The following is a 21882-nucleotide window of genomic DNA, read 5'->3' on the forward strand; positions in this document are numbered from 1 at the left end:
ACACATTTTCAGGCTAGCACCGTTTGGCAGCCCTGATACCACCGTTACTGGCACCGCCTCGGCCAGCGGATACTACTGGCTCAGCCCGCGCATCAAGGTGACGACCTCCCGCATCGACAGGCTCGGCAGGTAGGCACGGGCCAGGGCAAATCCGATCTCCGGCAGCGCGACCGGGTCGGGGAAGGCCATGAAAACGGGCGCGAACTCCGGCTGGAACTTACGTTTGAACGCGAGCAACGACCGAAACCCGTACACCGGTTCGAGCGTGCGCCCAAGGTATTCGAGCAGCCGATCGGCCACGCCCCCCTGCCTGGGCCCGGCAGCCGGGGCTAGCGGCGCTATGGACAGGCTGAGAAACTCGATCTGTGTGCTCTGCTGCATCCGCTCGGCGGTTTGGGCGATCAGAAATTCCATCACCCCGTTGATGCTGTCCGGGCGGCGCCGCATGAAGTCGAGGGTGTAGCCCACAATCTCGCCGTCGCGATAGGTCGGCAGCCAGCTGGTGACGGCGTGCACGCGCTCGGCATCGTCGACGGCGAGCATAAGGCGCACTGCCGGGTCCCGCAGTTCGTCGAGACCACCGAGGGTGAACCCCAGTTCGGGGAGTTCCTTCTCTTGCACCCACTGCTCCGAGATTTCAGCGATCTGCGCCGCTTGGGCCAGGGACAGCGCCCGGTAGCTGGTCCAGACTGCCCGCACACCGGCACGGTCGGCCCGGTTCACGGAGGAACGGATGTCCTGCCACTTCTTTCCGGTAGTGCTCCAGCCGCTCGGATTGAGCAGGGTCTCCTCCCCCACCTGCATGGTGTGCCAGCCCATCGCGTTGAAGACCGGGTGCCAGCTCTCGTGCAGGCTGTAAAACACCGGCACCCAACCGTGGTCGTCGCACATGCGGGCAAAGAAGGCCACGGCTTCGGCGGCCTCGGACGGCGGTCCGACCGGTTCCGACGTGGTGATGGCGATGCCGTTGACCACGCGATAGGCGATCGCCGTGCGTCCGCTCGCGGTGAACCAGAGGGAATTACCGGTCCAGGTCGTCATGAACCCGAGCGATCCGCCGCCGTGGTCGGCGAGCAGGGTGCGCAGCTGCCCCGGTGCGTCGGCGGTCGGGCCGACCGACGCGCTCCGCAGGCAGAGGATTGCCCCGACGAATACAACGATCCAGAATGCAGCGCCGACGCCGTCGTACAGGGCGGTGGCAAGCGGGTCGGCCGGAAGAAAAGACACCCGCTCGAGGCGCAGGAACCCGACCGGAATGAAGCGCTCCGGCAGGTCCGCGAGCAGGTCGAGCAGCGTGACGGCTGGCCGAAAATGGGCGCGGAGCAGCCATCCGATGCCGATGTAGAACGTGGCGAGGGCGGTGAGGCTTCCGAAAGTCACGAGCACGAACCGACGTCGCACGCCGGCGCGGGAGGCAACCGGAAAACGGCGCAGATGGCCGAGGATAACGAGGGCAACGGCGAGCGGAACGAGCACCGACACCACGAGGATGAGCGTGACCTCCCAGTACCGACCGGAATGCCACTGCCAGACGTAGTCCTGACCGGAGATCGGCAGCAGCCCGTAATACCAGGCTGCGAGCAGGGCCAGCCCGGTGTTGATGGTGATCGCCAGCCACGCGGCGAACCGCCGTCCGCGGGCCAGCCCGAACGCGGCAACGACAAGGGTGAGCAACGGCAGCAGGCTGACCAGAACCGGCCCGGCCCCGCCGATGCGTTCGAGGCTGAGTTCCTGCACGCACTGCCGGGTGATATCCCCCAGTAGACAGCGGTCGACAACCTCCCCGGCCGTCGGAACGTCCTGGGTGAGCAGCATGCCCAGCGGTGCGAGCAGACCGAACCGGGCGCCAGAGAAGATGGTGATCACCGGACCGACCGCTACCATGCCGACGATGGCCGCGAGCAGCGTGCGGGTTTCGTGGTCGGAGCTGCGCCGCCAGGACGTGACCCGCAGCGGCGGGCGCCACAGCCAGCCGACGCCGAGCCCGACGACCGCGGCCAGCAGCCGGTACAGGTCGGAGGGCTGGCCGGAATAGAGCACGAGCACGAGTACCGTCGACAGGCCGAGCACCCGGATGCGCCGCCGCCAGAGCGGCCCAGCGAAGTAGCTGGCCGCCACGGCACTGCCGAACATAGGAGTGAAGGGGTCGGTCGCCCACAACTCGCTCACGCCGCGCGACCACATCTCGCCGCCGGCCACGCCGAGGTATTGAGCGCCGAGGCCGATTCCGGCACCGAGAATCGAGGTGATCAGAAAGGCGATGACGGTGCGCCGGGTTCCCATCAGCCGTTCGGCGAATCCCAGCAGCACGAGCGCGCCGGCCAGCGCCAACAACAGTTCGGCGCCGTTGTCGACGAAGAATACCGAGGTGAGCGGCGACCACCAGTGTCCGCGATCGATGACCGACTCGTAGCCGGTACCGAAAAAGAGACGGATGCCCCGCGACGGCCCCGAAATCACCCCGCTGACCAGCGCGACGAGCAGAAGGACGCTCGCTAATGCGACCGCGAACGGCCGGTTCGAACCTAGTCGGTGGAGCCCCGCCAATGCGGAGCGCACCCGGAACGAGCCCCGAGCGGTTGCCGACGCGGTCGGCATTCGCTCCGGCCGGACAGGACGGTCCGGGGCCGGAGCGGTCGGGGTTGGCGCGGCTGCGGCTGCCGCTGGCGCGCTCAGGGTCTCAGCACGCTCCGGCGCCCGGATGCGCTTGGCCGGTTCGTGCGCCATCTGTTCGCTGGTCATCGGGTCATCGCCACCGCGTGCGGAGCGAGCAGCCCGGTTCGGGCGGCGATGAGGGGAAGGGCCGTGGTCCACGCGTAGTCGACGGTGTGCCAGTCGTGGGCTGTACCCGATGATTCGAAGAGGCGACTGTCGACGCCGGCGCGATGGGCAGCATCCGCAATCGCGTGCACCCCCGGCAGAAAGCGCAGGTCACCGTCACCGACCACAAAGATCGCAGCGAGATCGGCATAGGGTGCGTGGGCGGCGAGAATAGCTGATGGCGCTGCCGCGGCATACGAAGCGGCACTGCCGTCGAAACCGGCTGCCACCGTGTGCGCCTCGCTTCCGTTGCTGGGAACGAGCTCTCCCGAGATGTCCAAAATCGTACCGTAAAGCTGCGGGTGCGCCGCGCCCAGTTGAATTGAACAGGTGCCGCCCTGAGAGAACCCGGCGATGGTCCAGCCGAGAGGCTGGGCGACCACGTGCAGGTGCGCGCGGATCCAGGTGGGAACATCGACGGTGAGGTAGCTGGCCGCATTGCCGAGTTTCGAGTCCACGCACATCGGATTGTTGTCGGGCGCGCCGAGCTGGTCGGGAACCACGACGATGGGGGCGAGGCCGGAGTGCGCCTGGGCATACCGGTCGAGAATGCTGGCCAAGCCGCCGGCCGTGAACACGTCACTCGGGCTGCCGGGTTGGCCGGACAGCATCTCGACCACGGGCAGCGCCGGCGGGTTGGTTCCCATGGCTGCGGGCGGCAGATAGACCAGGGCGGGTCGTGCGGCAAACCCGGAGACCGTCGCCGGAATCGTGACGGTGCCGACGATTCCGTCGCCCGCGCTGCTCGCCGCACCGGCCGTGGCAGCCGCGGGAGTGTCACTGCGAGCCGCAGCCAGCGCTTGGTCCAGCTGCGGAAAACTGGCCAGACCGAGAGCCACTCGCAGCGTCGGAAATTGCCCGACGTTGGCGTTGATCCCGGCTGCGGCGCTGAGCAGGCAGAGCGGCAGAGCGCAAATAGCGAGGACCCGTCGCCACCGAGCCTGGTCGCGCAGGTTCAGTAGCACGATAGCGACGCTGGCGCCCAGCGCTGCGGTCCAGAGCCGGGTGGCGATCGACAGTGACACGCCCCAGGGATCCCAGACGTCGCTGACCAACCAGGCCAGCACCCATCCAGCGGCAGCCCCGACGACGGCACCGATGACGGTTAGTACCGCGCGACGCACACCGGTTGGGCCGAGCAACACGAGCAGCAGTGCAAGACCAGTGGCGCCGTAGAGCGCCGCGAGGAGGGGAGCGTCAATCAGATTGACATCCAGCGGGTTGATGTCTGAGAGCAGCGAGTTCATCCAGAGCCTCCGAACCTACTCTGGCACCACCGGCACGTTCGCAGACGGGCATCGCGGAGTTCTCAGCCAGTGCCCCCAAAAGTCACGGCTGGCTGACAGCCCGCTCCCAGTCGGTAATCGGATGCCGCCCCTCGGTCGCGGGAGGGGCGCGCCTACTCCCCATCGCGCATGCTCTGCTGGCCGAGCGTCGCTGCGCCGGCTCTCAACGCAGGTCTCGCAGCCGATCGGCGATTCTGTTGTCTTCGCCCGCTCGGCGCTCATAGGTGACGGCGATGATGAGAAGTACCGCACCGACGACAGCGAGGGTGATCCACCACGGCATCGACTCGATCCCCCGGCCGATCTGCACCAGGAAAACCACAGCATTCTCGAGCGGAAGCACGACGATTCCGATTAGGAACGGGGCTGCTAGCCTGCGACTCGAGCCGATCAGGATGGCGAGGAGCGCAATGACGATCACGAGGATCGCCCGCCAAGTCTGCGGGTCAGTGAAGGTGGCCGTGACCGACGCCGACAGAAGGGCCACGATTCCGGGGGCCAGCAAGGGCCAGGAGCCGTTCCAGCGGGCCGGCCAGCTGCTGATGGTGCCTCTCGTGCCGGCATCGACTGGATGCGCTCGCGCACCATTTAGTATTACAGCGCCGGCCGTCAGCAGAAAAAGGCCAAGCGGCAGAGAGAACCACTCGACGCGCAGGTCTCGCGGACTCCACGCCACGATCGCCGTGACGAATGCGATGCCGAAGACGAACCACACGGGTGGCAGACTCGTCGTTCGGGTGCGGAGCCGCCAGGCGATAACGACGACGGTCACGAGGTAGGCGACCATGAGAGCCCACACCATCCAGATTGTGAACCAATCGCGATCGATCGATGACCAGGTGGCGACCGCAAGGAACACCGCCGGAGGCGCATAAAGCCAGCGAGTGCGGGCCAACCGCGATCCCTCCGGCGCGACCTTGCGGATGGCGCCAGCGCCGAGGGCCGCCGGCAGTGCTCCGGCCAAGCCGATTCCGAAGCAGAGCAGAACGAGCGGCACACCTCCGGTGAGGATAGGATCGGCACCGAAACCGAATCTGACCCCCTGAATCGCGCCGGCTGCCCCGGCGGCAATCGCTACGCCCAGGGTTGGAATCTGCAGCGCTCGGAGCAGTCCGGCACGCACCGAACAGCCTCGGCCGAGCACACCGCCGACGCCAAGCAGGAGCCACGATGCGACGACGAGCCCATAGCCACGCCACGGGGCGAGGGCGGCAGCTCCCGTGCCGGATACCGCCAGATTCACGAGGATGGGGGCGATGGCTAGGACCAGGCCCGCCGCATACAGCGATACAACGCGAGAACCGCGTGCGGTGAGGATCAGGCCGACAATTGCGGCGGCCAGGGCGGGCGGCAGCAGGTAGGGTTCAAGCGTTCTGATTCCGGCGAGGGCCCACAGACACCAGAGCGCGCCGGTGAATGAGGCGGCGGCGACCCACCAGCCGTACCGGCGCTTGGCCCAGAATGCCGTGGCGGCAGTGCCGAGCCCGAGGATGACCAGCACGATGAAGGTCGTCGGCAGCCCGGCAGCGACGCGTACGAGCGCCAGCTGGACCGCGATCACCGCGGTCAGCAGGGTCGAAGATTCAATCGCAATCCGGGCGGCCGCGGCATCCCTCGGCCCAATCCCCCGCAGCCCCAGCATCGACCCGATCAGTCCGGTGCTCGGGAGCACGATAGCGACAATGGCCGCGATCAACGGCAGCGTCACCGGAGACGCGCTGCCGAGGAGCACCTGCGCGCCGAGGCAGATCACCACGACGGCAAGAGCGGGAACGAGGAGGCCGGCGGCGATCGTGCGGAGCACAATGCCGAGGCCCGCACGTCGAGTATTGAGGAGGGTGAGTGCCAGTAAGAAGATGAGGGCGGTCGAGAGGGCTGTCCAGCCGCTGCGCTCGAACAGCACCTGCGCGACGCCGATCATGAACGGCACAAACGTCACGACCAGAATCGCGTACCAGGCCGAAGGCCCGACCCGTCGCAGGAAGGTCGCCGAAATCGCGCCGAGCGAGCCGAGCGACGTGGTCAGGCAGAGCACGGCGATGGTGCCGAGGCCCAGTTGGTCGAGTCCAATCGCGACGATGACGAGCGCGTAGGCATAACCCGCGCCGACGTGCAGAAACCGTATCCCGGACGGCACGGTCTGCGCAATGACGGCGATGGTCGCGACGATGGCTATGCCGGCCCAGACGGTGACACCATCATCGGCCAAGGAGCAGACAACGGCCAGCAGCAGCGCGAAATGGATGCCAAGCACGAGTGGCAGCCGCATCCCCAGCGAGGCGTTCCGGACGCGCGGAAGAGCGACGAGCGCGATGCTCGCTGCTACAGCCAGGCTCAGGGCGATCGCGATGCGCGACCAGAGCGGCACGATGGGCTGACAGGCAAAAACCAGCCCGGCGAGGGCGGCGAGCCAGATCGCAATTGATCCCGTCCACGCGGCCAGCCTTCGGGAAGCAATATCGAGCTGGGAAGCATCCGTTTTAGCGGTACGCCTGGTCAATACCGAGAAGGCTCCGAGTCCGGCCGACAACGCACCCAGGCCGATTACAACGGCGAGAAAGCCGTGCGCGGGCATGAGGCCGATCGCACCGCTGGCTGAGCCGGTGAGCGAGGTGAGCACCGTTACGGCCCCGATCATCACGGCCATGAGAACGGTCAAGAGTACACTCACAGCGGCAATGGCGAATGCACCACCCAGGAATGCTCGGCGATCGAGGGAGCGGGCTCTCGGAGCACACTCCTGAAGAAGGAGAAGGGCGGCGGCACCTGCTGCGGGGGCGACGGCCAGGTACCACTCGCCCCCGCCGTGCGCGCCGAGGTCGAGTGCGAACGGCAGGCTGACCGCGGCGGCCATCGCGGCAGCGCTCGTTACGGCGCTCCAGACCAACGTGGCCACCTGCCCAATCGTGAGCAGGGCGAGCAGGGCGACACCCGTCAGCACTGCGGCGATCGTCAGCCAGTATTCGGTTGTGGTGGTGAACTCGATGAATCCGAGCTGGGCCACTGCGATGCCGGTGGCGACAATCTGAATCGTTGCAAGAGTCATACGTTCGAACCGGAGGCGCTCATCAAACCGTTGCGCCAAGGCGGCTGTCGTGCCGATCAGGGCGAGCGCGACGAAGGCAACTCCGAGGAGTCCCAGGATCTCCGACAGTGTGGTTTCGCCCGCGTAGCCCAGCATCGCCGGAGCGAGAGTGAGCCCGGCAAGCGAGATCCAGAGCCAGCTGCGAATGCTCGCGAGCGTCGCCACTAAGACCATGACACCGCCACTGACGAGTGTTCCGACGGCGGCTAGCACCCACGGGCTGATTCCGTTCGGCGCGAGTTCCGAGAACGCGTAGACGTCGAGGGCGACGAAGACCATCCCGAGACCGCCGACGGCTTCGGCCGAGAATTGCAGCTTGCGGTGGGCCAGCAGGCAGGCGCCGCCGAGAAAGAGGATGGTGATCAGCCCGACGATCACGCTGCGCAAAGCGTGATCTTCGAGGTCGGGGTTGAAGAAGGTGAAGACGACAGCGGAGACGGCGAACAATCCAGCGCCCGCGACTGCGAGCACGGACTGCACCGTCGCGCTGGACCACGGGCCCGCAGTGGCCGCCGCGCCCGCGCCAGGTTGGGCGGGCATCCGTTGTGGAATCGGTGCCGGCGTGGGCACGGCGCTGTCTTCGGCGTCGATCGCATGGGGCGGATGCGACAGGCGGACGAGTGCCTCTTGTCGTTCCACGAGCGCCGCGGCGGCCGCCTCCGAGGCTGACCAGAGTTCTTCCGCAAGAACACCGACGAGTTCGGCGCCGCAATTGCGACAGGGGCTGTCGGGCAGGGCGGCCGCGCAAACGGGGCACGACGTGCGGTCGAGCAGATGGCCAATCGCGACGTCGTTCCAAGGCTGAACAGCTCGCGGCATGCTCATGACCCCGCCGCCGCTGACTTTGCCTCTGCGGCCGCCTCATCTTCAGGGACCCACACGAAGATGTCGCCGGGCTGGCAGTCGAGCACGCGGCAGATCGAGTCCAGGGTGGAGAATCGCACGGCCTTAGCTCGACCATTCTTAAGAACCGATACGTTCGCCGGCGTGATGTCGATCGCGGCGGCGAAGTCGGCGACCGACATCTTCTTCTTGGCGAGTTCGACGTCGAGGTTGATCACGATGGGCATCAGACCACTTCCCCGAGATCGTGTTCGAGTTGGGAAGCTTGATGGAGGAGCCCGCGCATCACAACGATCATCAAGGCCAGTCCCGAGCCCACGACGATTCCGAGTGAGCACAGCATGATGACCGAGGGCGAGGCCACACCGGCGACCGCCAGGGTGGTGAAGGACCCGAGGAGGAGGAGGGTCGCCAGGGCGACCAGGCCGAGGATGATATTGACATACCTGAAGGCGTGATCCCTGAAAATGATGGATGCCCGCACCAGCGAAAGCAGGCGCCACACGCAGCCGAGTGCGACCTGCACGCAGAGCAGGAACCCCACGGTGACCACTATCCCGGGTACCTGGAGATAGTCGAGTTGGGGGGATTTTTCGACCATCTGCTGCGCGACCGCTGGGATGACAAAGACCTGGCACGCCAGAAGCAGTGTGATCAGCACGAAGATGAGTGTTTTCAGGGTGACGATCGCCGAGCGATGCATGTGAATCCTATCGTTTATCGGTCTGAATCTATCGATAAACGATATACACACATTCTTGCGAGCAACACAGCTCGGGCATATTCCGCTACCGAGATTCGCCGCCGGGACAGCTCGCGCCTGCACAGCCCCTAGGCTTCAGAGATACCGGATACCGTCGGCGACCCTGTCCACGACGCTGAGCAGGTCACATAGAAATGCAGTCTGACCTTGTACTTTCCAACATCGACTTCGCCATAATGCTCTGTGCACACCATCACATGCTGCTGCACAACAGGCAGTTGAAGATCCTTCTGTACCGGGAACAACCCGCGACCGGGCTACCCCCAACGACGACTACCGAAACTGACCTTTCGCGTTGGCTGGTGCCCTGCAGCTGGTGCCACTGCCAGCCGCGTCTGGGGGTTGCGGCCTCGATCCCTCGTTCCCCGCGCCTCGACCAGCGTGGTGACGGCTGGTTCCTCGCGCCTCGACCAGCGAAGCTGGACCGGTGCGGTCGGGACGACCCGCTACCGGGCCGCCGGCAGGACGACTACAGAAACCAGCGCCGTTAGAAGCCGAGGCGGCCGAGCTGCTTCGGGTCGCGCTGCCATTCCTTGGCGATTTTCACCCGCAGGGACAGGAACACGCGCTTGCCGACGAGCGGTTCGATCTGCTTGCGGGCGCGGGTGCCGACATCCTTGAGCCGGCTGCCCGACTTGCCAATGATGATGCCCTTCTGGCTGTCACGCTCGACGAACAGGTTGGCGTAGATCTCGACCAGTTCCTGGTCGTCGCGCTCGATGATGTCGTCGATGGTGACGGCGATGGAGTGCGGCAGCTCGTCGGTGACGCCCTCGAGGGCAGCCTCGCGGATGAATTCAGAGATGCGCGACTCGAGGGTCTCGTCGGTGACGGTATCGGCCGGGTAGAGGGGGGCATCCGCGTGTGGCAGCAGACGCAGCAGCTCGGTGGCGAGGGTGTCCAGCTGGATCCGGCTGGTCGAGGAGATCGGCACGATCGCCTCCCAGTCCCGCAACTGTGAAACGGCGAGCAGCTGGTTGGCGACGTTGGTCTTGGAGGACGCATCAATCTTCGTGACGATGGCGACCTTCTTGGCGCGCGGGAAGGCATCCAGTTGTTCGTTGATGAACTTATCGCCCGGGCCGATGGGCTCGTTGGCCGGGATGCACAGACCGATCACGTCGACGCCGGCCAGGGTCGCGGTGACCAGGCTGTTGAGGCGCTCGCCGAGAAGGGTGCGCGGGCGGTGGATTCCGGGGGTATCGACCAAAATGAGCTGGCCGTTCTTCTGGTGCACGATGCCGCGGATGGCCCGGCGGGTAGTTTGCGGCTTCGACGACGTGATCGCGACCTTCTCCCCCACCAGCGCGTTCGTCAGGGTGGACTTGCCCACGTTCGGGCGTCCCACAAACGAGACGAATCCTGCTCGGTAATCGGCGGGGTGTGCCGGTGTTGCTTCGCTCATGACCGTTCTCCTTCATCATCAGACACTGTGTTCGTTACCGTGAGGAATGCGGTCTGCGCATCAATCAAAGCTTCATCGCGTTCCACCAGCACGGTGCTGATGCGTTTGCGCCGGCCTTCGGTGCGTTCGGCGGTGAGGTTGAGTCCACTGACCGACGCGACCGATCCGGCCACGGGAAGGCGCCCGAGGGCTTTGGCCAGCAGGCCTCCCACCGAGTCGACGTCGTCGTCGTCGAGTTCCAGGTCGAACAGCTCTCCCAGTTCGTCGACCGGCAGCCGGGCGCTCACCCGAAAATGGCCGTCACCGAGGTCTTCGACCTCGACCACGTCACGGTCGTATTCGTCGGAGATGTCGCCGACAAGCTCCTCGATCAGGTCTTCGAGGGTCACCAGGCCGGCAATTCCGCCGTACTCGTCGACGACCATGGCCAGGTGGTTGGACTCCAGCTGCATCTGGCGCAGCATGTCGTCAGCCTTCTTCGACTCCGGCACGAACACGGCCGGCCTGGCCAGGTCGGCCACGGTGAGCTGCAGCGCGTTGATCGGCCGCTCGAATACCAGCCGTGCCACGTCACGCAGGTACAGGATGCCGGCAACGTCGTCGACCTCGCCGTCCAGCACGGGCACCCGTGAGGTTCCGGTGCGGAGGAACAGGCCCATGGCCGCGTCGATGGTGGCGTCGGCGTCGATGGTGATCATGTCGGTGCGCGGAATCATCACCTCGCGCACGACCGTCTCGCTGAATTCGAAGATGGAGTGGATGAGCGCGCGGTCGTCTTCCTCGATCACGTCGAGCTCGGTCGCCTCGTCGACCATGCTGAGCAGCTGGTCTTCTGAGGTGAAGGTGGCGAGTTTGGTACGCCCGGGTGTGACCCGGTTGCCGAGGGCTACCAGAGCGTTGGCAATCGGTCCGAGGAGCACGCGGGCGACGTGAACGAGCAGCGCGGTCGCGGTCAGTAAATTAACCGGATGCGCGCGGCCCACGCTGCGCGGGCTCGCCCCGACCAACACGAACGAGACCGAGGTCATGATGAGCGCGGACAGTAGGAGAGCCAGCCAGAGGGCATTGATCGTAGTTGCAAAGACCAGCGTCACCAGCACGGCGGCGGTGGTCTCAGCGGTGATCCGGATGAAGTTGATCGCGTTCAGGTGCGCGCCGGTGTCGTCGGCGATGGCCTGGAGCGACCGTTTGGCGCGATGATTGGGCACCAGGCTCGCGATATCGGCCCGGGACTGGGTCGTGATCGCGGCATCAACGGCGGCCATGAGCCCGGCGAAAACCACCAGGATGACCGCCGCATAAATAAACCACACGATGAGCATCAGGGGCGTTGTCGTTCCTGCATGGCGAAGCCGATGAGAATGTCGCGCTGAATGCCGAACATTTCCTTTTCTTCATCGGGTTCGGCGTGGTCGAAACCGAGCAGGTGCAGCACGCCGTGGGTAGTCAGCAGCAGCAGCTCGTCGAGGGTGCTGTGGCCGGCGGTTTCCGCCTGTTCCTTGGCGACCTGCGGGCAGAGCACGATATCGCCCAGCAGACCGGGCGGGGTTTCCTGTTCCTCGGTGCCGGGGCGGAGTTCGTCCATCGGAAAGCTCAGCACGTCGGTGGGGCCGGGCTCGTCCATCCACTGCACGTGCAGTTGTTCCATGGCGCCCTCATCGACGAGCACGATGGCGAGTTCCGCGTCGGCGTGCACGTGCATGGTGTCGAGCGCGAAGGCAGCGAGGCGCTGGATGGCTGCCTCATCGACCGGGATAGCCGACTCGTTGTTGATTTCGATGCTCAACTGGAACTCCGTTTCGGGTTGCGACCGGCGACGCTCGCGCGCTGGGGGCCGCGGTTGACAAATTCGCGCGCTTCGGCGCTCTCCTGGCGGAGGGCCTGCTTCTTCTCGTCGTACTCCGTGTAGGCGTCGACGATGCGGCCGACGAGCGAGTGTCGCACCACGTCGGCGCTGCTCAAATAGGCAAAGTGGATGTCGTCGACCCCGTCGAGCACGCGGGTGACCAGTTTGAGGCCGCTGGTGCCGGCCGGCAGGTCGACCTGGGTGACGTCACCGGTGATGACCATCTTCGAGCCGAAGCCGAGCCGGGTCAGGAACATCTTCATCTGCTCCGGCGTGGTGTTCTGGGCTTCGTCGAGCACGACGAAGCTCGCGTTGAGGGTACGCCCGCGCATATAGGCGAGCGGTGCGACCTCGATGGTTCCGGCAGCGAGCAGCTTCGGGATGAGTTCCGGGTCGAGCATTTCACCGAGCGCGTCGTAGAGCGGACGCAGGTACGGGTCGATCTTGTCGGTCAGGGTACCGGGCAGAAAGCCCAGTCGTTCGCCGGCCTCGACGGCCGGCCGGGTCAAAATGATGCGCTCGACCTCCTTGTTTTGCAGGGCGCGCACCGCCTTCGCCATGGCGAGGTAGGTTTTGCCGGTGCCGGCCGGGCCGATACCGAACACGATGGTGTTCTCGTCGATCGCGTCGACGTAATCCTTCTGACCGATCGATTTGGCCCGAATGCTCTTGTTGCGCGCCGTGAGGATTGGGGCGCCGAGCTGGGCGGAAGGGCTCACGGAACTGTCGGCGGCGAGCATCCGTGCCGAGGTGGCGACCTCGGTCTCGCCGAGGTCGTGGCCGGCGCGAAGGGCACGTTGCAGTTCCTCGATCAGGCGGCGCACGGCTTCAACATCATCGGCCGAGCCGCCCAGGGTGACGTCGTTGCCGCGCACGTGCACGTCAACGTTGGGGTACTCGGCCTCGATGGTGCTCAGGTAGCGGTCTTCAGGGCCGAGCAGGCGCACCATGGCGACGCCATCGACGGTGAAGCGCAATTCAGAGTGTGCCAAGCGAGTCCTCCCCCAGCTGGTCGGTCAGTTCCGGGCTGCCCATGACGTGAGCGTGCACGTGGAAGACGGACTGGCCGGCGGCCGCTCCGGTGTTGAAGACGAGACGGAACTGCCCGTGGGTGCGCTCCGCTGCGATCTGCTCGGCCACGGCCACGAGTTCGGCGAGCAGCGCCGGGTTGCCGGCGGCGAGCTCGACCACGTTCTGGTACTGCGGGTCTTTGGTGGTGACGACGACATGCACCGGGGCTTTCGGCGCAATATCGAGGAACGCGATGATGTGCTCGGTCTCGGCGACGATCGTCGCCGGAATCTCACGCGCGATGATGCGGCTGAAAATGGACGGCTGGGAACCGGAAGGAGACATGCTTCTATCTTAAGCGGCGCTACCAGCGACCGAGCGTCGCGTTGAGGATTGCGAGAGCGGCCGGCCCTGCGGTCGACGTGCGCAGCACGGTGTCGCCGAGGCGTACCGGGGTGGCGCCGGCCTGCTCCAGCAGGAGCAGTTCGGCCGGGGAGATCCCGCCCTCGGGGCCGACCACGAGCATAATATCGCGGTCGTCGGTGGGCGGTGCCACCTCGGTGAGGCGACCGGTCGCGGTCGGGTCGAGCAGCAGCATCCGTGTCGTGGCGGCCAGCACGGCCAGCTGCTTGGTGCTGGCGAGCGGCGCGACATCGGGCAGCCAGGCCCGAATGGATTGTTTGCTGGCCTCACGCACGATGCTGGTCCAGCGTTCGTGGCCCTTGGCGACCTTCGGGCCGTCCCATTTGGTGATGGAGCGCGCGGCGGCCCACGGAATAACGCCGTCGACGCCGAGTTCGGTGGCGGCCTGAATGGCGAGTTCGTCGCGGTCGCCCTTGGCCAGGGCCTGAACCAAGCGGATGCGCGGCGTCGCCGCCGCCGTCTCGCTCGCCTCGTCGACGCGCAGGGTCAACACCGCGGCCTCCGCCGTCAGCACCGTTCCCTCGAGCAGCAACCCGGCTCCATTACCCAGGCGGAGCCGGTCCCCGGGGCGAACCCGGCTGACCGTGACCGCGTGCCGGGCTTCGGCGCCGTCGACAGAAACAACCTGCCCCGGGCGACACTGCGCCGCCCGGAGCGTTTCCTGCAGGTAGAAATGTGCCACCTTAGCCGAGGAACCGGTCGCGCAGCTTGGCGAACAAACCCTGCTGGTACTGGCTCAGGGTGGGCGCGGGGGCCGCATACCGGGCGGCGAACTGTTCAATCAGGTCGCGTTCCTTGTGGTCGAGCTTGGTCGGCGTGAGTACGTGGATGCCGATCTTGAGGTCGCCACGACCGCTGCCGCGCAGCTTGGTGATGCCGCGGTCCTTGATCGTGAGTACCTCTGAGCTTTGCGAACCTGCACGAATCTCCACCTCGATGTCACCGTCGAGGGCCTTCACGGTGACGCTCGTACCGAGAATGGCACTGGTCATCGGCACGTCGAGCGAGCACATCAGGTCGTCACCGTCACGGCTGAACACGTCGTGGTGGCGCACCTTCATCTCGAGGTAGAGGTCGCCGTTCGGGCCGGCGGCCGGGCCGGCCTCGCCGCTTCCGGGCATCTGGAGGCGGAGGCCCGTGTCGACGCCGGCCGGGATATCGACCGGAACCGTGCGGCGGGCGCGCACGCGGCCCTGGCCGGAACAGGTCATGCAGGGTGTGGCGATAATGGTGCCGTAGCCACGGCAGGATCCACACGGGCTCGACGTCATCACGTTGCCGAGCAGGGAGCGCACGGCGCGCTGGATACTCCCGGTGCCGTGGCAGATATCGCAGGTGATCGGTGACGTGCCGGGCGCGCAGCATGAGCCCTTGCAGGTGTCGCAGACAATCGCGGTGTCGACGTCGAGATCGCGGTGCGTGCCGAAGATGACCTCGTCGAGGTCGAGCTCGACCCGAATGAGAGCGTCCTGACCGCGTTCGCGGCGGGAGCGCGGTCCGCGGCTGCTGCCGCCTCCCCCGCCGAAGAAGGTCTCGAAAATATCACCGAAGTTGCCGAAGTTCTGACCGTCGAAGCCGCCGTTCTGGCCGCCGCCCTGGTCGTACTTCTGGCGCTGATTCGCGTCACTCAGCACGTCGTAGGCGTGCGTGATGCTCTTGAACCGTTCCGACGCCTCGGCGCCGGGGTTCACGTCGGGGTGCAGTTCGCGGGCCAGACGACGGTACGCCTTCTTGATTTGATCGGTGGTCGCGTCGCGGTCGACGCCCAACGCTTCGTAGTGGTCAGCCAAAGGTGGCTCTCCTTGAGTTGTGATGGTTGTTCGAAATGATGAAGAGGCCGCCGGGCGGCCCGAGCTTTAGGTCTCGCCGAGCAGGCGAGAGAGGTAACGGGCGACGGCGCGCACAGCCGCCATATTATTGGAATAGTCCATGCGGGTCGGCCCGAGCACGCCGAGGCGGGCCAGGTTGCCGTTGGCCGTATAGCCACTGGTCAGCACGCTCGCCTCCGGCAGGCCGAAAGCCGCATTCTCGCGGCCGATGCTCACCGACACGCCGTGCTGGTCGGTCTCCATCTCGCCGAACAGGCGCAACAGCACCACCTGCTCTTCGATAGCTTCGAGCACCGGATAAATACTGCCGGAGAAGTCCTCTTCGGTGCGCACCAGGTTCGCCGCACCGGCCATGACCAGCTTGTCCTGCCGGTTGGAACCGACCTGGTCGGAGAGGGTACTGGTGATGAGGTCGACGATCGGCTGCAAAGCTGGTGACCCCGGCCAGACGCTCGCGGCGAGGGCAGCGGATGCCTCGGCCATGCCGAGCCCGACCACGGCGACATTGAGACGGGCGCGCACCTCGCCGAGCGTCGGCTCGTCGAGCGCACACGGCAGGTCGATCACGCGCTGTTCCACCCCGCCGGAATCGGTGATCAGCACCGACAGGATTCGGGTCTCGGTCAGCGGCACGAACTCGATGTGGCGAACCTTGGCACGCGACAGCGAGGGGTACTGCACGAGCGCGACCTGATGGGTGAGCTGCGAGAGCAGCCGAACACTGCGCACGAGCACCTCGTCGAGATCGGCGGAGTGGCCGAGGAACGTTTCGATGGCCTGACGCTGGGCCGAGGTGAGCGGACGCAGGTCGGCGAGGTGGTCGACGAAAACGCGGTAGCCCTTGTCGGTGGGAATGCGTCCGGAGGAGGTGTGCGGCGCCGCGATCAGCTCTTCTTCTTCGAGCAGGGCCATGTCGTTGCGAATGGTAGCGGCGGAGACGCCGAAGGAGTGCCGGTCCACGATGGATTTGGAGCCGACGGGTTCGCGGGAAGCCACGTAGTCCTGCACGATCACGCGCAGAACATCGAGGCCACGGTCGGAAACCATGTCGCCCGCCTTCCTGATTCTTGAAGTTGTCGATCAGCCCAGCGGATGTCGCCAGCCTCACGCCGGTGGGCGCGCCAGAAAGCAGGTTTGCCGGCGCGTCGTTGGCACTCGCATCCACTGACTGCTAATCCTATCGCGACCGGCCGGGTTCCGCCTGAGTACAGCCATTGCCAGTACCTCGAAGTGAGCGTTTAATTACCGCTATACGCTCCCACCTCTTTGAGCGAAAGGCACGATGATGAGCGATCCACAGGCGCAACCTCCCGGTGATTCGAACTACCGTGAGCCCAACGTCGGCCAGCCGCAATATGGCCAACCGCCGAACAGTCAGCCCGGTGCAAGTCCCTATTCCACGCCGGTCGTGGCTGCCCCGCTCTCGGAGGCCGACGATCGACAGTGGGCCTCGCTGGCACACCTCGGCGGCATCCTGAGCTTTCTCCCGTCCCTGATCATCTGGCTGATCTTCAAGGACCGGGGGCGCTTCACCAACACCGAGGCGAAGGAGGCGCTGAACTTTCAGATCACCCTGCTGATCGCCTATGTCGCTATCACCGTCGTCTCAACGTTCCTCGCCCTGGTCACGTTCGGAATCGGTGGACTGCTCGTCTTCTTGGGCTGGATCGTCTGGCTGGCCGGGGTGGTCTTCTCGATCATGGGGTTTGTGCAGGCCAAGGACGGAAAGAACTACCGGTACCCGTTTGCGCTACGCCTGATCAAGTAGCGTCTCCTGGCTCAGGCCGGCGGCGGGGCGATTAGTCTGGAAGTCACTGGCACCGCCGTGCCAGTGACCGGCCGTACAGCGAGAGGCCCTCATGTCTGAGCAGAATCCGTACCAGTCCACCCCCGCCACCCCGATGCGCCCCGCGGACGAGAAGTTGTGGGCGACGCTCATCCACGTCGGTGGGATTATCTTCAGCGCGGCAGCCCTGGGTTTCGTGCCGGCCCTCATCGGCTACCTCGTGCTGCGAGATCGCGGCCCGTTCATCCGCGCGCACACCGCGACCGCCCTGAACTTTCAGATTTCCCTCTTGATTTACGCTGCGGTACTCATTCCGATCACGATCGTCACGATCGGCATCGGCGGCATTCTCTACATACCGCTAGCGATCGTGGCCGTCGTGTTCATGATTCTGGCGGCGCTGGCCGCGAACCGTGGACAGGGTTATACCTACCCGCTCACGATCAAGTTCGTCAGCTAAGCCCCGCTTTAGTCGCTCAGCTCTAGTCGCTCAGCCGCCGCACCACGGCGTCCGCCAGCAGCCGTCCGCGCAGGGTCAGTTCAATGGTCCCGGCAAGGGCGGCTTTGGCGTTGATGAGCTCGTCCGCGATGAGGCTGGCCACTTCGCGGCGTCCGTCCGCCGAGAGCGAGGCGACCGGGATACCGGTGCGGATTCGACTCTGCAGGAGGATGCGTTCGAGCTCACGGGTGGGCGCGTCGAGCGTTTCGCGACCCGCCGCCGGGGACAGGCCGCCGAGCATCCGTTCGGAATAGGCGGCCGGATGCTTGACGTTCCACCAGCGCACCCCGCCGACATGGCTGTGCGCGCCGGGGCCGACGCCCCACCAGTCCTGGCCGGTCCAGTAGGCCAGGTTGTGGCGGGAGCGGTGCGCGTCGCTCGTGGCCCAGTTGCTGACCTCGTACCAGTCATACCCAGCGGCCGCGAGCAGCTCGTCGGCCAGTTCGTAAAAGTCGGCCTGCTGGTCGTCGTCGGTCGGGGCGATCTCGCCGCGCCGAATCTGCCGAGCCAGCTTGGTGCCGTCTTCGACGATGAGCGAATACGCGCTGAGATGGTCGGGGTGCAGGCTGAGCGCCTGCTCCAGGCTGGCGCGCCAGTCGGCGAGCGATTCCCCCGGCGTGCCGTAGATGAGGTCAAGGCTCACATCGAGCCCGGCGGCCCGGGCCCACTCGACGACGAGCGGCACCCGCTCTGGATCATGGGTGCGTTCGAGCGTCGCGAGCACGTGCGGCACCGCGGACTGCATGCCGAAGGACACCCTGGTGAATCCGGCATCGGCGAGAGCCTGGAGGTAGGCCGCGTCAACCGAATCGGGGTTGGCTTCGGTGGTGACCTCGGCGCCGTCCTTCAGGCCCCACTGGTCGCGCACGGCTGCGAGCATTTTCCCGAGGTCGGTCACCGGCAGCAGCGTCGGCGTGCCTCCCCCGAAGAACACCGTCGCCACCGGGCGGTCCGGCACGCCGGACTCGGTCAGGATGCGGCCGGCGGCCTGCACCTCGAGCACGGCCTGGCTGGCGTAGTCGCTCTGCTTGACGCCGCGCAGTTCGGTCGCGGTGTAGGTGTTGAAGTCGCAGTAGCCGCAGCGCACCCGGCAGAACGGAACGTGCAGGTAGACGCCGAAATCGCGCCGTGTCGCGTTGACTGCGGCCGACGCGGGAAGGAGGCCGTCGTCGGGTGCGGGTTCGCCGACGGGGTGGGGTCCGGCCATGGGTGGTGCTCCAGTACGTTCTATTTGATGGCGCCCACGGGGTGCAAAGCCCGCAGGTAGAGCCGGGTGAATTTGGCCTGCTGAAAGCGCAGCACCGGCCAGGCCAGCCGGTAATACCAGGTGCTCGGGCGCGAGAACGAGCGGATAGTCAGCCAGACCGAGTCGTCGTCGCGGTGTTCGACGATGAAGGATTCCTCGCCGCTTTCCGGGTGACCGGCCATGGTGCCGTAGGCGAAGCCGATGCGGGCGGCCTCGTCGATCACGTAGACGACCCGCACCGGCGCGGTCACCGCGATCGGCCCGACCTTCATTTTCAGGGTCGCCGTCATGCCATTGGCGATGTACGGTGTGCCGTCCTCAGCGAAGGTCGCCTCGTTGACCGGATGCTGCTGGCCGGCCGCCGGGGCGCCGTCGGGCCCGAAGGTCACCGGCGTGTACTGCACGCCGGTACCGTTTTCGAGGTCGGTCACGTCCATGCCGCTGCCGCGCTGGATTCCCCAAGTCATCAGCAGCTTGGTGGCGGCCTCGAACCGTTCCTGGGAGCTTCCGAGCTTGACGCTCTGCTCCATCGGCCGGTAGCCCTTCGGCGGATAGCTCATCAGGTCGGGCGCGAGCGTGCCGCCGATGGCAGCGTAGCTGACGGCGGCGTCGGTGAAGGTGGCCCTGCGCATCCGCTCTACTTCTTGTCTTTGGTCTCGATGTCGCCGCTCAGAGCGGCGATGAAGGCTTCCTGGGGCACTTCGACCCGGCCGACCATCTTCATACGCTTCTTGCCCTCTTTCTGCTTCTCGAGCAGCTTGCGCTTGCGCGAAATGTCACCGCCGTAGCACTTGGCGAGCACGTCTTTGCGCATCGCCGAGATGCTTTCGCGGGCGATGATGTGGGCGCCGATCGCGGCCTGGATGGGGACCTCGAACTGCTGGCGCGGAATCAGTTTGCGCAGGCGACCGGTCATGAGAGCGCCGTAGGCGTAGGCCTTGTCCCGGTGCACGATGGCGCTGAACGCATCGACCTGCTCGCCCTGCAGCAGGATGTCGACCTTGACCAGGTCGGCTTCCTGCTCGCCGGACGGTTCGTAGTCGAGCGACGCGTAGCCGGCGGTGCGGCCCTTGAGCATATCGAAGAAGTCGAACACGATCTCACCGAGCGGCATCGAGTAGCGAATCTCAACGCGGTCTTCGCCGAGGTATTCCATGCCGAGCAGGGTGCCGCGGCGGCTCTGGCAGAGTTCCATGATGACGCCGACGTAGTCTTTCGGCGCGAGGATCGCCGCCTTGACCATGGGTTCCAGCACCTTGGCGATCTTGCCGGTCGGATACTCACTCGGGTTGGTCACGGTGACGGTGCGCTTGTCGTCGGTGGTGACCTCGTAGGGCACGCTCGGCGCGGTCGTGATCAGGTCGATGTTGAACTCGCGTTCGAGGCGTTCGGTGATGATCTCGAGGTGCAGCAGGCCGAGAAAGCCGCAGCGAAAACCAAAACCCAGGGCAACGGATGTCTCCGGCTCGTACCCGAGACTCGCGTCGCTCAGCTTGAGCTTGTCCAGCGCTTCGCGCAGCGCCGGGTAATCGCTGCCGTCTATGGGGTAGAGGCCGGAGAACACCATGGGCTGCGGTTCGTCATAGCCGGGCAGGGCATCGGTGGCCGGCCGCACGGCGGTCGTGATGGTGTCGCCGACCTTGGACTGACGCACGTCTTTCACGCCGGTGATCAGGTAGCCGACCTCGCCGACGCGCAGGCCCTTGCTCTCCACCGGTTCCGGCGAGATGACGCCGATCTCGAGGATCTCGTGGGTCGCCTTGGTCGACATCATCTGAATTTTTTCGTGGGCCTTCAGATGCCCGTCGATCATGCGCACGTAGGTGACGACGCCGCGGTAGCTGTCGTAGACCGAGTCGAAGATCATCGCGCGGGCGGCGGCATCGGGGTTGCCTTTCGGCGCCGGAATCATCGTCGTGGCGAGGTCGAGCAGCTCCTCGACACCGGCGCCGGTCTTGCCGGAGACGCGCAGCACGTCTTCCGGGCGACCGCCGATGAGGCTCGCGAGTTCGCGGGCGTACTTCTCGGGGTCGGCGGCCGGCAGGTCGATCTTGTTGAGCACCGGAATGATCGTGAGGTCGTTCTCGAGGGCGAGGTAGAGGTTGGCGAGGGTCTGGGCTTCGATGCCCTGGGCCGCGTCGACCAGCAAAATTGCACCCTCGCAGGCGGCGAGGCTGCGGGAGACCTCGTAGGTGAAGTCGACGTGCCCGGGAGTATCGATCATGTTCAGCGCGTAGGTGACGCCGTCCAGCTCCCACGGCATGCGCACGGCCTGGCTCTTGATGGTGATGCCGCGTTCACGCTCGATATCCATGCGGTCCAGGTACTGAGCACGCATAGAACGCTCGTCGACAACGCCGGTGATCTGCAGCATGCGGTCGGCGAGCGTCGACTTGCCGTGGTCGATGTGGGCGATGATGCAGAAGTTGCGGATGAACTCGGGGGCCGTGGCGGCCGGTTCCAGCGCGTGAAGGGCTCTCGGTGACATAGTTCGTCTATTGTCCCATGCTCGGCCGGGTTGCACCGCCTGCGTGCTGGCACCAACAACAACGGTGGCACCCCGACGGGGCGCGGGCCACCTGCTCGGCCCGCGCCCCGGCATCCGTTGTGGTGCCGCTGTTTAGGCGGGCGTCTGCCATTCTCCATCACGGAAGATGACCGCCGACGGGCGAATCTCGACGGCCCCGTAGAGGGCGGCCGGGCACTTTTCGGCCCACCCGATGGCGGCATCGAGGTCGGGCACCTCGAGCACGAAGGTGCCGTTGAGGCGTTCCTTGGAGTCGGCGAACGGGCCGTCCTGCACCGTTAGGTCTCCATCGCGCACCGAAATGGTGGTTGCCACAGAGACCGGCTGCAGAATATCGGCGGAGATCAGCACGCCGGCGGCATCGAGTGACTTCGCGTAAGCGTCAAAGGCCTTGCGACCCCATTCCATGGCCGCTTCGTCGACCTCGGCATCGTCGGCTTCCTTGCTCATGACGAGCAGTGAGTACTGCATGGTGGTTTCCCTTCTGATCATTTGATAGTGACACTGACCTGA

Annotated in this window: 19 protein-coding genes; 2 read left to right on the forward strand and 17 right to left on the reverse strand. The window is 65.8% G+C overall.

The window, feature by feature from the left end; translation table 11 throughout:
- Nucleotides 1-72: 72 nt before the first annotated feature.
- The 13 genes from QMF22_RS11035 to hrcA all read right to left on the reverse strand — a co-directional run bounded on the left by QMF22_RS11035 (nt 73) and on the right by hrcA (nt 16358).
- Nucleotides 73-2742, reverse strand: a complete 2670-nt coding sequence (locus QMF22_RS11035; protein WP_283453499.1) for a bifunctional lysylphosphatidylglycerol flippase/synthetase MprF — start codon at nt 2740-2742, stop codon at nt 73-75.
- Nucleotides 2739-4067, reverse strand: a complete 1329-nt coding sequence (locus tag QMF22_RS11040) for an alpha/beta hydrolase (protein ID WP_283453501.1) — start codon at nt 4065-4067, stop codon at nt 2739-2741. The genes QMF22_RS11035 and QMF22_RS11040 overlap by 4 nt, the downstream gene beginning before the upstream one ends.
- A 202-nt stretch (nt 4068-4269) precedes the next feature.
- Nucleotides 4270-8016: an SCO7613 C-terminal domain-containing membrane protein gene (locus QMF22_RS11045; protein ID WP_283453503.1), complete on the reverse strand. Its 3747-nt coding sequence runs from the start codon at nt 8014-8016 to the stop codon at nt 4270-4272.
- Nucleotides 8013-8261: a helix-turn-helix domain-containing protein gene (locus QMF22_RS11050; protein ID WP_283453504.1), complete on the reverse strand. Its 249-nt coding sequence runs from the start codon at nt 8259-8261 to the stop codon at nt 8013-8015. Before QMF22_RS11050 ends, QMF22_RS11045 begins: the two co-directional genes overlap by 4 nt.
- Entirely contained in the window at nt 8261-8737 is a 477-nt protein-coding gene (locus QMF22_RS11055; RefSeq protein ID WP_283453506.1) for a DUF2975 domain-containing protein, read from the reverse strand. Before QMF22_RS11055 ends, QMF22_RS11050 begins: the two co-directional genes overlap by 1 nt.
- A 547-nt stretch (nt 8738-9284) precedes the next feature.
- Nucleotides 9285-10202 (reverse strand): GTPase Era, encoded by a 918-nt coding sequence (gene era / locus QMF22_RS11060; RefSeq protein WP_283453508.1) that lies wholly within the window; start codon nt 10200-10202, stop codon nt 9285-9287.
- The gene (locus QMF22_RS11065; RefSeq protein WP_283453510.1) at nt 10199-11524 is read right to left on the reverse strand and encodes a hemolysin family protein; all 1326 of its coding nucleotides are present in this window, start codon (nt 11522-11524) and stop codon (nt 10199-10201) included. Before QMF22_RS11065 ends, era begins: the two co-directional genes overlap by 4 nt.
- Nucleotides 11524-11988, reverse strand: coding sequence for an rRNA maturation RNase YbeY (ybeY, locus tag QMF22_RS11070; RefSeq protein WP_283453512.1), 465 nt, complete (start codon nt 11986-11988; stop codon nt 11524-11526). Before ybeY ends, QMF22_RS11065 begins: the two co-directional genes overlap by 1 nt.
- The gene (locus QMF22_RS11075) at nt 11985-12998 is read right to left on the reverse strand and encodes a PhoH family protein (RefSeq protein WP_283454074.1); all 1014 of its coding nucleotides are present in this window, start codon (nt 12996-12998) and stop codon (nt 11985-11987) included. The genes ybeY and QMF22_RS11075 overlap by 4 nt, the downstream gene beginning before the upstream one ends.
- A gap of 28 nt (nt 12999-13026) precedes the next feature.
- On the reverse strand, nt 13027-13404 hold the full coding sequence (locus QMF22_RS11080; RefSeq protein ID WP_283453513.1) for an HIT domain-containing protein: 378 nt from the start codon (nt 13402-13404) through the stop codon (nt 13027-13029).
- Nucleotides 13405-13423: 19 nt separating this feature from the next.
- On the reverse strand, nt 13424-14164 hold the full coding sequence (locus QMF22_RS11085; protein WP_283453514.1) for a 16S rRNA (uracil(1498)-N(3))-methyltransferase: 741 nt from the start codon (nt 14162-14164) through the stop codon (nt 13424-13426).
- A 1-nt stretch (nt 14165) separates the two neighbouring features.
- A complete protein-coding gene (gene dnaJ, locus QMF22_RS11090; RefSeq protein ID WP_283453515.1) occupies nt 14166-15272 on the reverse strand; it encodes a molecular chaperone DnaJ in 1107 nt (368 codons plus the stop codon).
- Nucleotides 15273-15338: 66 nt separating this feature from the next.
- Nucleotides 15339-16358, reverse strand: a complete 1020-nt coding sequence (gene hrcA / locus QMF22_RS11095; RefSeq protein ID WP_283453516.1) for a heat-inducible transcriptional repressor HrcA — start codon at nt 16356-16358, stop codon at nt 15339-15341.
- A gap of 238 nt (nt 16359-16596) precedes the next feature.
- Here hrcA and QMF22_RS11100 point away from each other — a divergent pair, with 238 nt between their 5' ends.
- Both QMF22_RS11100 and QMF22_RS11105 read left to right on the forward strand, forming a co-directional pair.
- On the forward strand, nt 16597-17079 hold the full coding sequence (locus tag QMF22_RS11100) for a DUF4870 domain-containing protein (RefSeq protein ID WP_283453518.1): 483 nt from the start codon (nt 16597-16599) through the stop codon (nt 17077-17079).
- A gap of 91 nt (nt 17080-17170) precedes the next feature.
- Nucleotides 17171-17557 (forward strand): DUF4870 domain-containing protein, encoded by a 387-nt coding sequence (locus QMF22_RS11105; protein ID WP_283453519.1) that lies wholly within the window; start codon nt 17171-17173, stop codon nt 17555-17557.
- 22 nt (nt 17558-17579) lie between these two features.
- On the opposite strand, the gene hemW is transcribed toward QMF22_RS11105, so the two are convergent.
- The 4 genes from hemW to QMF22_RS11125 all read right to left on the reverse strand — a co-directional run bounded on the left by hemW (nt 17580) and on the right by QMF22_RS11125 (nt 21840).
- Complete coding sequence (hemW, locus tag QMF22_RS11110; protein WP_283453521.1) at nt 17580-18803, reverse strand: radical SAM family heme chaperone HemW; 1224 nt, start codon at nt 18801-18803, stop codon at nt 17580-17582.
- Between the two features lie 20 nt (nt 18804-18823).
- On the reverse strand, nt 18824-19474 hold the full coding sequence (locus tag QMF22_RS11115) for a DUF1990 domain-containing protein (protein ID WP_283453523.1): 651 nt from the start codon (nt 19472-19474) through the stop codon (nt 18824-18826).
- Between the two features lie 5 nt (nt 19475-19479).
- Nucleotides 19480-21330, reverse strand: a complete 1851-nt coding sequence (gene lepA, locus QMF22_RS11120; protein WP_283453525.1) for a translation elongation factor 4 — start codon at nt 21328-21330, stop codon at nt 19480-19482.
- A gap of 132 nt (nt 21331-21462) precedes the next feature.
- Nucleotides 21463-21840, reverse strand: a complete 378-nt coding sequence (locus tag QMF22_RS11125) for a YciI family protein (RefSeq protein ID WP_283453527.1) — start codon at nt 21838-21840, stop codon at nt 21463-21465.
- Between the last annotated feature and the right edge of the window lie 42 nt (nt 21841-21882).

Source organism: Cryobacterium sp. PH31-L1 (genome assembly GCF_030063145.1).
GTDB lineage: Bacteria > Actinomycetota > Actinomycetes > Actinomycetales > Microbacteriaceae > Cryobacterium.